Consider the following 13,185-nt stretch of genomic DNA (forward strand, 5'->3'; position numbering starts at 1 on the left):
TCGCGTCAGTCCTCGGGGCGCGGATCGCGCGACAGCAATTCGGCGACGGCCTCCCGAGCGGGCAACCCGTCGTAAAGCACGCGATACACCGCCTCGGTAATCGGCATCTCCTGCCCGTGGGCCTGGGCAAGCCGATGACCTTCGCGCGCCGCGCTGATGCCCTCGACCGCCTGGCCGATCCCGGCCACTGCCGCATCGACCGACTCGCCGCGGGCCAGGCGCAGACCGAACTGCCGGTTGCGCGAGTGATCGTCGGTGCAGGTCAGCACCAGGTCACCCAGACCGGCTAGGCCGGTGAAGGTTTCCATGCGCGCGCCCATCGCCTCGCCCAGGCGCATGATTTCTGCCAGACCACGCGTGATCAGCGCCGCACGGGTATTGGCGCCGAAGCCGAAACCATCGGACACGCCGGCGGCGATCGCCAGCACGTTCTTCAGCCCGCCGGCGAGCTCGATGCCCACCACGTCGCTGCTGGGGTAACAGCGGATATGGTCGTTGCGCAGGGCATCGGCGACCGTCTCGGCAACGGCCCGGTCGCGGCTGCCGACGGCCAGCGCCGCCGGCCGACCGTGTGCCACCTCGATGGCGAAGGTCGGCCCTGAAACCACCGCGAACGACACGTCACCCAGCGCGCTGGCCACCAGCTCGTCGATACGCCGCCCCGTGCCGGGCTCGAAGCCCTTGGAAGCGGTGATGTAGATGGCCGCACGCGGGAGCGTCGCGGCGTGCTCGGCGAGGAACTCGCCCAGGATCTTGGTCGGCAGCACCAGCCAGACCTGGTCGGCACCCTCCACGGCCCAGGCCAAGTCCGAACTCGCCCGCAACGTCTCGGGCAGGGAGATGCCCGGCAGGTAACGCGCGTTCTGGTGATCACGATCGATGGCCGCTGCCTGTTCGGCGTCACGCGCCCACAGCCGGACCCGAGCCCCGTTGGCCGCCAGCAGGGAGGCCAGCGCGGTACCCCAGGAACCGGCCCCGAGCACCGCGATCCGTGTGCGCTCCGGTTCACTCATCTCGAGCGATCAGTTCGGCCGGGCGTCCGGCGCGTCGTCAGCCTGTGCCGCCCGCTGCTGCTGTTCGTGCTGGGCGTACAGGGCATCGAAGTTGATCGGCTGGAGGATCATCTGCGGGAAACCGCCCTTCATCACCAGGTCACCGACCGTCTCGCGGATGTAGGGGAAGAGCAGCGTCGGGCAGTAGGCACCCAGCAGCTGGCGACGCGTGGCGTCGTCGAAGCCCTTGATGGTGAACACCCCGCCGTACTGCACCTCGGCCAGGTAGATGGTCTTCTCGTCAACGGTGGCGGTGACGGTGATCGTCAGCTCGGTCTCGAAGGCGGCGTCACTCAGGCGCGTGGCGTTGTTGCCCACCTGGACGTTTATCTCGGGCTTCCAGTCGTCGCGGGTGAAGATGTCCGGTGCCTGCGGCGACTCGAAGGACAGGTCCTTGAGATAGATCTTCTGCACGAAGAACTGCTGATCGTTGCCTTCCGTTGCCTGGCCATTGCCGGCGGCGGTGTTTTCGCCCTCTGCCATGTCGGTACTTCCTGGTGGTCGTTTGTTCGTTTGGGTTCAGCGGATACCGTGCCCGGCCAGCCACTGCGTCAGTTGCGCGGCCGGCAGGGCACCGGAGAGGCGGTCGATCTCGCGACCGCCGGAGAAAAGGATCATGGTCGGAATGCTGCGGATGCCGAAGCGCGCCGAGACGGCAGGCGCCCGCTCGGTCTCGAGCTTGGCGACCACCAGCCGGCCCCGGAAATCTCGCGCCAGCTGGTCGAAGGTGGGGGCCATCATCTTGCAGGGCCCGCACCACTCGGCCCAGAAATCGACCAGCACGGGCAGGTCGTTGCGGGCGACGTGCCGATCGAACCCGGCCTCGTCCAGCGTCACCGGTTGACCGGGAAACAGGGACTGGCCACAACGCCCGCACTTGCCGTCACCGAGGCGCTCGGCAGGCAGCCGATTGACCGCCCCGCAACCGGGGCAGACCACGTGTCTGGATTCACTCATCGCGGCGCGTCCTCTCGCTCCATGCCGATCCCCATGATAGCGCGACCGAGCGGTGACATCGCCGCTGCGACGCGTCAGGCACCTTCGACTGGCGGTTCGCCGGCGGCACGTCGTGCCTCGGCCTCCACCAGCGGCATCAGTCGATCATCACGATCCAGGGCCGCCAACTCGTCGTAACCGCCCACGTGCGTCTCGCCGATGAAGATCTGCGGGACGGTCAGGCGCTTGGCGCGCTGGATCATCTCCTCCTTCTTCGCCGAGGACAGCTGCACGTTGATCGACTCGAACTCGAGACCGCGCTTTTTCAACAGCCGCTTGGCGAAATGGCAGAAGGGGCAGAGCGGGCTTTGGTAGACGACGATCGCCGGCTGGTCGCCGGCCTTGCCGGGGTCAGCGGTCATGCCGAGCGCCTTACTTGCCCTTGGAGACGGGGTAGTTCTGACCTTCCCAGGCCAGGATGCCGCCGCCAAGGTGGCTGACGTTCTCGAACCCGCCCTTGACCAGGATGTTGGCCGCGGTCGCCGAGCGATTGCCCGAGCGGCAGTACAGCACCACCTCGTCGGGGTTTTCGCCCTTGATCTCGCCGAGCTTCTTTTCCAGCTTGCCCAACGGGATGTGCCGCGCGCCCTTGATATGCCCGGCCTTCCATTCGTTGTCCTCGCGGACGTCGATCAGGGCCACGCCGTCGCGGCCGGCCTTGCGAGCCACCTCGGCCGGATCGAGCGTCTTGAACTTCTGCAGGCGGCGGGAGAGCTCGTTGCTGATCAGCAGCATGATGAGGACGGCGGCCACGGTCGAGAGCACCCAGTGGCGAGCCAGGAAATCGATAAAGGATTCCATTGCGTCTTCTCTGAAATCGGGGGAGGAAAGTGGGCCATACAATGGCCGCGGTACACAAAAAATTCAAGGCACCGGCGGCGCGATGCCGATCCGGTGCCTTGAAATCGAGTGGTGCGGCGGTTGCCGCAGTTGCCGGCCTCAGGAGGCCCGGCGCACGCCCATCTTGGCCAGAATCGAATCCAGCGGGCAAAAGCAGGTAATGCCGCTCTGGAACAGGTTCAGACCAATGAACGCCGTCAACCACAGCCAGGAGAGCTGGCCGAGATCCGCCTGGCCCGTGAAATGCGCCAGGGCGAGGGTGGCCAGAATCATCAATCCGGCAATGATGCGAACGTAGCGATCGGTAGTCATTTCTGTGCCTCCGCGAAATCCCATGGGGCGGCGCGCCAATCAAGTTGGCTACGCCCGAATAGAATTATTTTATTCTAATTAAGCGGGCAAAAAACTTCCTGCATCATGCCGATCAGGCGCAACGTCCGTGCATCGGAGACCCGGTAAAACACGCGGTTGGCGTCCTTGCGCGAGGCAAGAATGCCCTTGTCGCGCAGGATGGCGAGGTGCTGGGAGATGTTGCTCTGGGTCGTGCCGACGGCCTCGACGATCTGCTGCACACTGAGCTCGTTATCGCCCAGCACGCACAGGATCTTCAGCCGGAGCGGGTGTGACATCGCCTTGAGTGATCGCGAAGCACGCTCGATATCATCGGAGCGGCCCATCAGCCGGGTGGCAGGATATTCCTCGGTTTCCAAATTCATGGTTCGACCCAAGTGCTGGTTGCGGGTGACGGAAGCCGCCGCGTTCCCGCGGGAAACAGGGCGATCGACCGGGCGCCGGCCTGCGCCGCTCGCCTCGGGCCGCCCGTACGGCGAAATCCCTCGTGGGACCCTCTGCTCGCTCCGCCAAGACCTTGGCAATTCGTGCAGAGACTTCCCTGCTCCGTATACTACCGCTTTTCCGCCGAATTGTTGCAGTGGCCACGGGCGAAGCCCGAGGTGGACACGACAACGTTCGCTCGGCGGTGCCACCGCTCTCGTTTCTCCATGGTCAGGGGCAGCCTTGCCACAGTCACCGCCAAACCGTCACACCCCGAAACTGCCGCTCGGTCGGGCACCCCGGCGGGCCATGCTGGCCGTGCTCATTGCGCTCGCCTCGCCAGCCCTCGCCGAGGAGGCCATCCAGGAACGCATCGAGGCCCAGCGCGAGGTGATCGAGTCCACCGAGAAGGAACGGGTTGCCGCCCGCGAGTCCCTGGCCGAGCTGCAAAAGCGCATGGCCTTTCTGGAAGAGAAGGCGCGCGAGCTGGACGCGGAGCGCAGTGAACTCGAATCGCGTCAGCGAACACTCGATCAACGCGAAGCCGAACTGCGTGAGGGGCTGGCCCAGCGACGTGCCGAACTCGAGAACCGGCTGCAGGCGGCCTATCCGCTGACGCGCGGCAGTGTGCTTCAGGCCCTTCTGGGTGACGGCGATGCCCTGCAGACCGACCGCGACCTGCACTACCTGCGTGCGCTGATCCGCCCCGTCCAACAGGCCCAGCGGGCACTCGAGGCGCAACGGGTCAAACTGGCCGAGAACCGCAAAGCGATCGCGGCGACCGACCGGGAGTTGCGCGAGGCCGGCGCGCGCCTCGACGGTCACTATGAGGACGTCGGTGAGAACCTCGCTGAACAGCAACAATTGCTGGCCTCGCTGGGCGAGACCCTGGATGACCAACAACAGAAACTGAAGAACCTGCTGGATCGCAAGCAACGGCTGGACCGCGAGGTGGCCGCCGCACAGAAGGCCGCCGAGGCCGCAGCCAAGGCCGAGGCGGAACGCCGCCGGGCCGAACGCGAACAGGCCGAGCAACAAGCGCGGCAGGAGCGACAGGAGCGACGCCCGGCACCCAAGGAAGCCCCCCCGGCACAGGTCCACGACGACGGCAGCATCCCGATCGCCGGACAGATCAAACGTCGCTTCGGCGAGACCCTGCCTCAGGGGCGCCTGCGCAACGACGGCGTGATCTTCCATGTTGCCGGTGCCAGTGCGGTTCGAGCGGTCGATGCCGGCCGCGTGGCATTCGCCGGGACGCTCAAGGGCTGGGGACAGCTGGTGATGTTGCGCCACGACGGCGACTTCCTTTCGCTCTACGCCCACTGCCGCTCGCTGGATGTCGCCAAGGGCGATCGCGTGGCACGCGGCGAGCGCCTTTGCACCTCGGGAATCATCGATGCCGACCAGGAAGGCTTGTACGTGGAGGTCCGCCGGGGTAACCGTCCGATCGACCCGGGCCGCTGGCCGGCATGGCGCAAGGTGGTCGGCGGCTGACCGAGCCTCGGTGGCGCCCGGTCCCGTCGTGTTCTAATCAAGGGAGTTCCGAGCCCACTAATAGGCTCGCGGCCGGGGCCTTGACCATGGCATAGTTGACGACAATCGTGTGTCGGGCAGGGCTGCCCCGCCGAGGACAACACGCCACGGGGTTCGAGCCGAATGCCCAGGAAAGCGATCACGGCGCCATCTTGCGCCTTGATTGCCGGGTAGTCGCCCCCACCGTCACAGGAACAACACGAAACGCCCAGCCGGGGTTATCCCCGGCGTAACGACCGCAACACCGGCCCGATTGGGCCCACTACCGCTAATTAATATCTAGAGAGCACACCATGACCACTTGGATCCGCAAGGCCTCGAACCTGGGCATCGCCGCCTTTTTCGGCTTTGCCATTGCGATTGCCGTCAACGCGATGGCCGAACGACCGGCCGAAACCAACGGCGACGTCCCACTGGAGCAGCTGCGGACCTACTCCGACGTGCTCGACCGGGTACGTTCGGATTACGTCGATGACATCAGCGAGGGCGAGCTGATCGAGAATTCCATCCGCGGCATGATCTCGGAGCTCGATCCCCACTCGGGCTACCTCGACGACGAGGAATTCAAGAGCCTGCGCGAGTCCACTTCCGGCGAGTTTGGCGGGCTGGGCATCCAGGTGGGCATGAAGGACGGCGTACTGACGGTCATCGCCCCGATCGACGACACCCCGGCAAAACGCGCCGGGCTCGAGGCGGGTGACAAGATCATTCGCATCGATGGCGAGCTCACCCAGGACATGGACCTGGAAGAAGCCGTCAAACGCATGCGCGGCAAGCCGGATACCGACATCGAGCTGACCATCGCCCGCGAAGGCGAGAAAAAGCCGCTCGAGTTCACCATCACCCGCGCCATCATCAAGACCGAGTCGGTCAAGCACGAACTGCTCGAGCCCGGCATGGGCTACATCCGGGTCTCGCAGTTCCAGTCACGCACCGTCGAGCAGATGCACGAAGCGCTCGACGCCCTGGTCGATGAAAACGATGACGAGGCGCTCAGGGGCCTGGTGCTCGACCTGCGCAACAACCCGGGTGGCGTGCTGGACGGCTCGGTCGAGATGGTCGACGCCTTCCTCGAGAAAGGCCAGATCGTCTACACCAAGGGTCGCGTCGCCGACGCCAAGATGAGCTTCGAGGCCAGCAGCGGTGATCGTCTCGACGGCGCGCCGATGGTCGTGCTGGTCAACGGCGGTTCGGCATCGGCCTCCGAGATCGTCGCCGGCGCGCTGCAGGACAGCGGCCGGGCGCTGGTCATCGGCGAGAAGACCTTCGGCAAGGGCTCGGTCCAGTCCATCATGCCGTTGTCCAACGGCGGCGCCCTGCGCCTGACCACCGCGCGCTACTATACCCCGAGCGGCCGCTCCATCCAGGCCGAGGGCATCAAGCCGGACGTCACCGTTCATCAGCTCAAGGTCAGCGACATCGAGGATGTGTTCTCCATCTCCGAGGCCAGCCTCGCCGGCCACCTGACCAACGGCGACTCGGACATGATGGATGCCATCAAGCAGGCGGAGAGTGGCGAGGACGACGAGGAGCGTGAGCCGCTGGTCATTCGCGACTACCAGCTCTATGAGGCGCTTAACATGCTCAAGGGCATGGTGATCGTCAGCAAGAACACCCACCGCTGATCGCACGGCACACGAGGAGGAAGCACGACATGGCAAGCAAGGCTCTGGTCCTTCTGGCGCCCGGGTTCGAGGACCTGGAGGCCATCACCACCATCGACATCCTGCGCCGTGGCGGGATCCAGGTGGAGGTCGCCGCGCTGCACGAAGACGAGGTAACCGGTTCGCGCGGCACCACGGTGGTCGCCGACACCAACCTCACGCTGCTCGACGAGAGTCGGGTCTTCGATGCCATCGTCCTGCCCGGGGGCCAGCCCGGGGCGAACAATCTCGCCGCCGACAAGCGGGTACTCAGGCGCCTGCAGGACCAGTCGGTTGCCGGGCGCTGGATCGGTGCCATCTGTGCCGCGCCGAAGGTGCTGGCCACCGCCAACCTGCTCAAGGGTCGTCGCATCACGCATTTCCCCGGCGCGCTCGATGCCACCGAGGCGCAGGGTGCCGAGGTGACCGACGAGGCCGTGGTAGTCGACGGCAACCTGGTCACAGGCCGCGGACCGGGCGTGGCGATGGACTTTGCCCTCGCGCTGGTCGAACAGCTGGCCGGACGCGAGACCCGCGACGCGGTGGAATCCAAGCTCGCCCGTTGAATCCCTCCATCGACAATCGTCCCGATCACGCCCCGCGCCTGCCCATCCGGCAGGCGTTTTCCGTTGTGACCTCAGGAAGCTCTGCACGATTCGATGGCATCTCTGGCTCGCGGGTTTGTCCGCAATCAAGACGCCGGCCCGAAGGCGGGCTCGTTGCCCGTCAAGGGACGGCAACGCCGAATGCGGGCAAACCCGCGAGCCCCGTTCGGGCGGGCCCCCAAGGGCCCATCTGCAGCGTTGCAGCCCTTGTGAAGGGCGACGGCCCTTCACGGCGGACTGCGCCTTGCATCTGGGCCCTTGGAGGTCCCGCAGAGACGTCATCGAATCGCGCAGAGCTTCCTTCATGAGCCAGCCACCCCCGTCAACTGGCTACGTCACCCCAGCCGCAACGATCGAGCGCGAGCTGGAGGTCAAGAAAAGCCGCTTTATCGCCCGTGCCGGGCCGGTCGCGGACCGCCGGGCGGCCCTGACCTTCGTCGAGGCAGTGAAGGCGGACTACCCGGACGCGCGCCATCATTGCTGGGCCTACCTGGTCGGCAACCCGGAAACCGCCGCCAGCGCGGCGATGAGCGATGACGGCGAACCGAGCGGCACGGCCGGCAAGCCGATCCTCAACGTGATCCAGCACAAGGGCATCGGTGACGTGATCGTCGTGGTGACGCGCTACTTCGGCGGGGTGAAGCTGGGTGCCGGTGGCCTGGTGCGCGCCTATGCCGGGTCGACACAGCAGGTACTCGCCGAACTCCCCCTGGACGAACATCGCCCGCAGCGGGCCTTTACCCTGGCGCTCGACTTTGCCGACGAGCAGCCGTTGCGACACTGGTCGGACCAGTACGGGGCGCAACTGCTGTCGATCGACTACGGCAACCGGGTGACCGCACGGCTGGACGTACCCGTCGAACAGGTTGACGCCTTCGAGGCCTTCCTTGGCGCCCAGGGCATCGAACGGCTCGAGCCGCCCAACGACGACTGAGCACCACCGACGATACGTGTCGATAGACGCAAAAAGGCCCGGGCTGTTGCCCGGGCCTCGCTCTTGCTGACACGTCCCTGTGTCGTCGAATGGCTCGATATGTCCTTACTTGGTGGTGAACTCGGGGTAGGCCTCCATGCCGCACTCGACCGAATCGACGCCTTCCTGCTCGTCCTCATCGCTGATGCGCAGGCCCATGACGGCCTTGAGGATCAGCCAGATGATTAGGCTGGCGACGAAGACAAAGCCACCGATCAGGGCAAGACCCGCCAGCTGTCCGCCGAGGGTCGCCTCGTCGTTCGACAGCAGTACCGCCAAGACGCCCCAGACACCGGCCACGCCGTGGACCGACAGGGCACCGACCGGGTCGTCGATACGGATCTTTTCGAAGCCGAGGATCGAGAAGACCACGATCACGCCGCCGATCGCACCGATCAGGGTGGCCATCAGGGCAGACGGGGAAGCCGGGTCGGCGGTGATGGCGACCAGACCGGCCAGCGCGCCGTTGAGCACCATGGTCAGGTCGACCTTGCCGAAGGTCAGGCGCGAGGCGATCATCGCCGCGATCACGCCACCGGCAGCGGCGAGATTGGTGTTGGTGAACACCTGGGCGACCGCATTGGCCGAGTCGACATCGGAGACCTTGAGTTCCGAGCCGCCGTTGAAGCCGAACCAGCCCAACCACAGGATGAACGTACCCAGGGTCGCCAGCGGCAGGTTGGCACCCGGCAGGGCATTGACCTGACCGTTCGGACCGAACTTGCCCTTACGCGGACCAAGCAGCAGCACACCCGCCAGGGCGGCAACCGCACCGGTGAAGTGGACGATGCCCGAGCCGGCGTAGTCGGAGTAGCCCAGATCGCTCAGGATGCCGCCACCCCAGCTCCAGTAGCCCTGGATCGGGTAGATCAGGCCGGTGAGGACCACGGTGAAGGCGAGGAAGGCCCACAGCTTCATCCGCTCGGCGACCACGCCGGAGACGATGGACATGGCGGTGGCCACGAACACGACCTGGAAGAAGAAGTCGGCCATGTTGGAGTAGTAGATGTCGCCACCACTCGCCACGACCTCGGCCGCCGTGTTGTCGGCGCCCAGGAAGAAGCTCAGACCCGGGATGATGCTGGAGATGCCGTCGCCGTACATGATGTTGTAGCCGACCACCATGTACATCACGCAGGCGATCGAGAACAGCGCGATGTTCTTGGTCAGGATCTCGACGGTGCTTTTCGAGCGCACCAGCCCGGCCTCGAGCATGGTGAAGCCCGCTGCCATCCACATGACGAAGGCACCGGCGATCAGGAAGTAGAACGTATCGAGGGCATAGCCCAGTTCGATGACTTGAGTTTCCACGGTGAAATCCTCCGCTTAAAGGGCGTCCGCGCCGGTCTCGCCGGTACGGATGCGAATGGCTTCCTCGATCGGCGAGACGAAGATCTTGCCGTCGCCGATCTTGCCGGTACTCGCCGCGTTGGTGATCACCTCGATCACTTGGTCGGCCAGGCCGTCGTCGACGACCATTTCCAGCTTTACCTTGGGCAGGAAGTCGACCACGTACTCCGCGCCCCGGTAGAGCTCGGTGTGTCCTTTCTGGCGACCGAAGCCCTTGACCTCGGTCATGGTGATCCCTTTCACGCCGACGCCGCCGAGTGCCTCGCGGACGTCGTCAAGCTTGAAGGGCTTGATGATTGCGGTAATCAGTTTCATGTTTCTCTCCTCGGAAGCGGGCCGGCGCCGGGCCGACCCGTGGGTCCGTTATGGTTCGGTCGGATCAGAACGACTTGGACCAGCTGATCCACAGCTTCAGGTCGTCGGAATTCGAATCAGCCCATGCGTGATCCCCCGAGATATCAGCCATCTCCAAGTTGAAGCCGACCGAACCGAAATCGCCGACATCCTTGGAAAGGCCCGCGCTCCAGTGACCGTAGTCGAGTTCGTTGGTCGAGCTGTCGTTCTCGAAGCTGTAGTAGCCGTAGTAGAGGCTGCCGCTGTAACCGGAATCGCCGAACGGAACATCGACGCCGGCGTAGTAGTACAGGTCACCCGTATCGAAGGCAGCATCGTCACCGCTTGCCTGAGAATTGACCGTGTAGGCCAAACCGGCGGTGAGATAGCTGTAGGAGAGCGAGCCGTAGATCTCGCCGAAGTCGAGATCGTCGCCGTCCGGGTAGGCGTAGTAGATATAGCCGACGTCGTAACCGAGATCGCCGATACTGCCGCCGTAGCCGGCATACAGGTCGAGCTCGTAGCTGGTGCCGTCACCGAAGTCGACAGTGGAGGCCCAGGTGCCGGCGTAGAAGCCGGAGTCATGCCCGTAGTCGAGGCCACCCTGGACGGCCGCGCCGTCGTCGGTCTGGGTCACACCACGGAAGAAGTAGTTGGAAACCACACCGACATTGGCGGAGACCTCGGCCGCAGCCACGGAGGGCAGGGTGAGGGCCGACAGGCTGACGGCGGAAGCCATGGCGGTGGCAAGGCTGGTGGCGATAAGTGTCTTTTTCATGTCTGTGCTCCATCAGGTGAACGTTCGGGTTCGCCCAGGTCATTGCACCGCCCGTGCCAGTTGTGGTTTTCCTTTATTTATAGACACTTATAATCTCCGCCATCGGAATCGCTCTCGCCGCTCCGCGCACCGGCTCCCCAATTTGGGGACGGCGATTTTCGCTGCTGCCTCTTTATGGTGCGCCCCGCGCCCCGTGATTGCCCCGTAATTGCCCCGGCATCGCCCGGAGATCAGACCGGGGGCGGGTGATGATCGGGTGTGGTCATGCCGGGTCGCTTTGCCTTGCATCTGCCAGGGGTATCCCCAACAATCGGGATGCCGTCGACGACGAACCACACCGAGGTACCGAGATGTCCATCACCCACACGATCGAAGAGATCTCCCAACGCATCGAGCAGGCCATGCCCGAGAGCCTGCGCGAGGGCAAGCAGGAGTTCGACAAGGCGGTTCGCCAGGCCGTCAGCAATGGGTTTTCCCGCATGGATCTGGTCACGCGCGAGGAATTCGACGTGCAGACCCAGGTGCTCGCCCGCACCCGCGCCAAGCTCGAGGCGTTGGAGCAGCGCGTCGCCGAGATGGAAAAACACCACGGCGGCCAGCCCGAGAATGAAGAAGGCGACATGGCCAGCTGAACCCGGACCCGGCAAACCGGTTTCCGCGCCGGTTCGTTGAACAAGCCGTTGCCGACGGGCATGGATGCCCGGCCAGCAGCGGCCTCAGACCGACAATCCCCTCGCCGGCGCCGCGTTTTCCGCAAGGCCCGCCGGCCGACCTACCCACGACACGAGGCATACGGACATGCCCATCGCCAAGATTCACAGCCGGGCCCTGCTCGGCATTCACGCCCCCGCGGTCACCGTCGAGGCCCATGTCGCCCCGGGACTGCCGGCATTCACCCTGGTCGGGCTACCCGAGACCGCCGTGCGCGAATCCCGCGACCGGGTCCGTGCGGCGATCCTTTCCTCGGGCTTCGAGTTCCCGCCACGTCGGCTGACCGTCAATCTCGCCCCGGCCGACCTGCCCAAGGAAAGCGCGCGCTTCGATCTCGCCATCGCCCTGGCCATCCTCGCCGCCACCGGTCAGCTACCGGCGCCCGCCCGTGAACGATTGGCACATATCGAATGCCTGGGTGAGCTGTCCCTGGATGGCAGCTTGCGCTCGGTGCGCGGCAATCTGTCCGCCGCCCGGGCGGCGCGCGATGCCGGGCGGGAATTGCTCCTGCCAGCCGACGGCCAGGCGGAGGCGGAGCTCATCCCGGGGGTTGCCGGCCGAGGGCTACATCATCTGCGCGATCTGGTGGCCTACCTGGCGGGCGAGGCCGATCCCGTGCGACTGGAACACCGTCCACCCCCGCCGGTCGACCCGGCCATCAATGGCGATCTCGCCGACGTCCGCGGCCAACCGCGGGCCAAGCGCGCGCTGGCGATCGCCGCGGCTGGAAAACACAATCTGCTGCTGATCGGTCCACCGGGTGCCGGCAAGAGCATGCTGGCCCAGCGACTCGCCGGCATCCTGCCGCCGATGACCGAGGAAGAGGCGCTGGCCGCCGCCGAGGTGGCCACGGTCACGCCCGGTGGTTTCGACCCCACTCGCTTCGGTGAGCGCCCATTTCGCGCCCCGCACCACTCCGCCTCGGCCGTCGCGCTGATCGGTGGCGGCTCTCACCCGGCACCGGGCGAGATCTCGCTCGCCCACCACGGCACGCTGTTCCTCGACGAGCTGCCGGAATTCGATCGCCGCGTGCTCGAGGCCCTGCGCGAACCACTCGAGGCCGGTTCGGTGATGATCTCGCGGGCCGCGCGCCACGCCCGCTTCCCGGCCGACTTTCAGCTGATCGCGGCGATGAACCCTTCACCGCAGGGCAGCGAGATCCACTCGCGCGCCGCCCAGCGTTACCGCGCCAAGGTCTCCGGCCCATTGCTCGATCGGATCGACATCCACCTGGAAGTCCCGCGCGTGCCGGCCACCGACCTCGATCAGGCTCAGCCCGACGGCGAGGACAGCCAGACCGTGCGCGAGCGGGTGATCGCGGCACGTCAACGCATGCGGGCACGGCAGGGGGTGGTCAACGCGCGGCTGGACGCCGCCGGGGTGGCCGAACACATCGTGCTGGCGCAACCCGAGCGCCACATGCTCAACCGGGCGATCGAGCAACTGAATCTCTCGGGGCGGGCGCGCGAGCGGATCCTCAAGCTCGCCCGCAGCATCGCCGACTACGAGGATCGCGACGCCATCGATTCGGCCGCCCTGGCCGAGGCGATCGGCTACCGCAACCTCGATCGGCTGTTCAGCGGGGGAATGTCGTAAC

Annotated in this window: 16 protein-coding genes; 6 read left to right on the top strand and 10 right to left on the bottom strand. The window is 65.7% G+C overall.

Annotation, left to right across the window (positions count from 1 at the left end):
* Positions 1-5 precede the first annotated feature (5 nt).
* From VWP12_RS02495 to VWP12_RS02525, 7 genes are all read right to left on the bottom strand, one after another.
* The gene (locus tag VWP12_RS02495; protein WP_410474460.1) at positions 6-1,013 is read right to left on the bottom strand and encodes an NAD(P)H-dependent glycerol-3-phosphate dehydrogenase; all 1,008 of its coding nucleotides are present in this window, start codon (positions 1,011-1,013) and stop codon (positions 6-8) included.
* Positions 1,014-1,022: 9 nt separating this feature from the next.
* Entirely contained in the window at positions 1,023-1,535 is a 513-nt protein-coding gene (gene secB, locus VWP12_RS02500) for a protein-export chaperone SecB (RefSeq protein ID WP_410474461.1), read from the bottom strand.
* Between the two features lie 36 nt (positions 1,536-1,571).
* Positions 1,572-2,009, bottom strand: coding sequence for a thioredoxin TrxC (trxC, locus tag VWP12_RS02505; RefSeq protein WP_410474462.1), 438 nt, complete (start codon positions 2,007-2,009; stop codon positions 1,572-1,574).
* Between the two features lie 74 nt (positions 2,010-2,083).
* A complete protein-coding gene (gene grxC, locus VWP12_RS02510; protein WP_410474463.1) occupies positions 2,084-2,410 on the bottom strand; it encodes a glutaredoxin 3 in 327 nt (108 codons plus the stop codon).
* A gap of 10 nt (positions 2,411-2,420) precedes the next feature.
* Positions 2,421-2,849: a rhodanese-like domain-containing protein gene (locus VWP12_RS02515; protein ID WP_410474464.1), complete on the bottom strand. Its 429-nt coding sequence runs from the start codon at positions 2,847-2,849 to the stop codon at positions 2,421-2,423.
* A 138-nt stretch (positions 2,850-2,987) separates the two neighbouring features.
* On the bottom strand, positions 2,988-3,200 hold the full coding sequence (locus VWP12_RS02520; RefSeq protein ID WP_410474465.1) for a DUF2892 domain-containing protein: 213 nt from the start codon (positions 3,198-3,200) through the stop codon (positions 2,988-2,990).
* 74 nt (positions 3,201-3,274) lie between these two features.
* A complete protein-coding gene (locus VWP12_RS02525; protein ID WP_125199401.1) occupies positions 3,275-3,604 on the bottom strand; it encodes an ArsR/SmtB family transcription factor in 330 nt (109 codons plus the stop codon).
* A 367-nt stretch (positions 3,605-3,971) separates the two neighbouring features.
* Between VWP12_RS02525 and VWP12_RS02530 the strand changes: the two genes are divergently transcribed.
* The 4 genes from VWP12_RS02530 to VWP12_RS02545 all read left to right on the top strand — a co-directional run bounded on the left by VWP12_RS02530 (position 3,972) and on the right by VWP12_RS02545 (position 8,377).
* Positions 3,972-5,156, top strand: a complete 1,185-nt coding sequence (locus tag VWP12_RS02530; protein WP_410474466.1) for a murein hydrolase activator EnvC family protein — start codon at positions 3,972-3,974, stop codon at positions 5,154-5,156.
* 332 nt (positions 5,157-5,488) lie between these two features.
* On the top strand, positions 5,489-6,820 hold the full coding sequence (locus tag VWP12_RS02535; protein WP_125199399.1) for a S41 family peptidase: 1,332 nt from the start codon (positions 5,489-5,491) through the stop codon (positions 6,818-6,820).
* Between the two features lie 29 nt (positions 6,821-6,849).
* Complete coding sequence (locus VWP12_RS02540) at positions 6,850-7,404, top strand: DJ-1 family glyoxalase III (protein ID WP_410474467.1); 555 nt, start codon at positions 6,850-6,852, stop codon at positions 7,402-7,404.
* A 343-nt stretch (positions 7,405-7,747) separates the two neighbouring features.
* The gene (locus tag VWP12_RS02545) at positions 7,748-8,377 is read left to right on the top strand and encodes a YigZ family protein (protein WP_410474468.1); all 630 of its coding nucleotides are present in this window, start codon (positions 7,748-7,750) and stop codon (positions 8,375-8,377) included.
* A 105-nt stretch (positions 8,378-8,482) separates the two neighbouring features.
* On the opposite strand, the gene VWP12_RS02550 is transcribed toward VWP12_RS02545, so the two are convergent.
* From VWP12_RS02550 to VWP12_RS02560, 3 genes are all read right to left on the bottom strand, one after another.
* A complete protein-coding gene (locus VWP12_RS02550) occupies positions 8,483-9,727 on the bottom strand; it encodes an ammonium transporter (RefSeq protein WP_410474469.1) in 1,245 nt (414 codons plus the stop codon).
* A 15-nt stretch (positions 9,728-9,742) separates the two neighbouring features.
* On the bottom strand, positions 9,743-10,081 hold the full coding sequence (locus VWP12_RS02555; RefSeq protein ID WP_125199395.1) for a P-II family nitrogen regulator: 339 nt from the start codon (positions 10,079-10,081) through the stop codon (positions 9,743-9,745).
* A gap of 64 nt (positions 10,082-10,145) precedes the next feature.
* The gene (locus tag VWP12_RS02560; RefSeq protein ID WP_410474470.1) at positions 10,146-10,877 is read right to left on the bottom strand and encodes a TorF family putative porin; all 732 of its coding nucleotides are present in this window, start codon (positions 10,875-10,877) and stop codon (positions 10,146-10,148) included.
* 350 nt (positions 10,878-11,227) lie between these two features.
* Between VWP12_RS02560 and VWP12_RS02565 the strand changes: the two genes are divergently transcribed.
* Together VWP12_RS02565 and VWP12_RS02570 are read left to right on the top strand one after the other, a co-directional pair.
* Positions 11,228-11,509, top strand: a complete 282-nt coding sequence (locus VWP12_RS02565) for an accessory factor UbiK family protein (protein WP_410474471.1) — start codon at positions 11,228-11,230, stop codon at positions 11,507-11,509.
* Positions 11,510-11,675: 166 nt separating this feature from the next.
* Positions 11,676-13,184: a YifB family Mg chelatase-like AAA ATPase gene (locus VWP12_RS02570; RefSeq protein WP_410474472.1), complete on the top strand. Its 1,509-nt coding sequence runs from the start codon at positions 11,676-11,678 to the stop codon at positions 13,182-13,184.
* The last annotated feature ends 1 nt before the right edge of the window (position 13,185 follow it).

Source organism: Guyparkeria sp. TX1, from assembly GCF_046523965.1.
In the GTDB taxonomy this organism is placed as follows: Bacteria; Pseudomonadota; Gammaproteobacteria; order Halothiobacillales; family Halothiobacillaceae; genus Guyparkeria.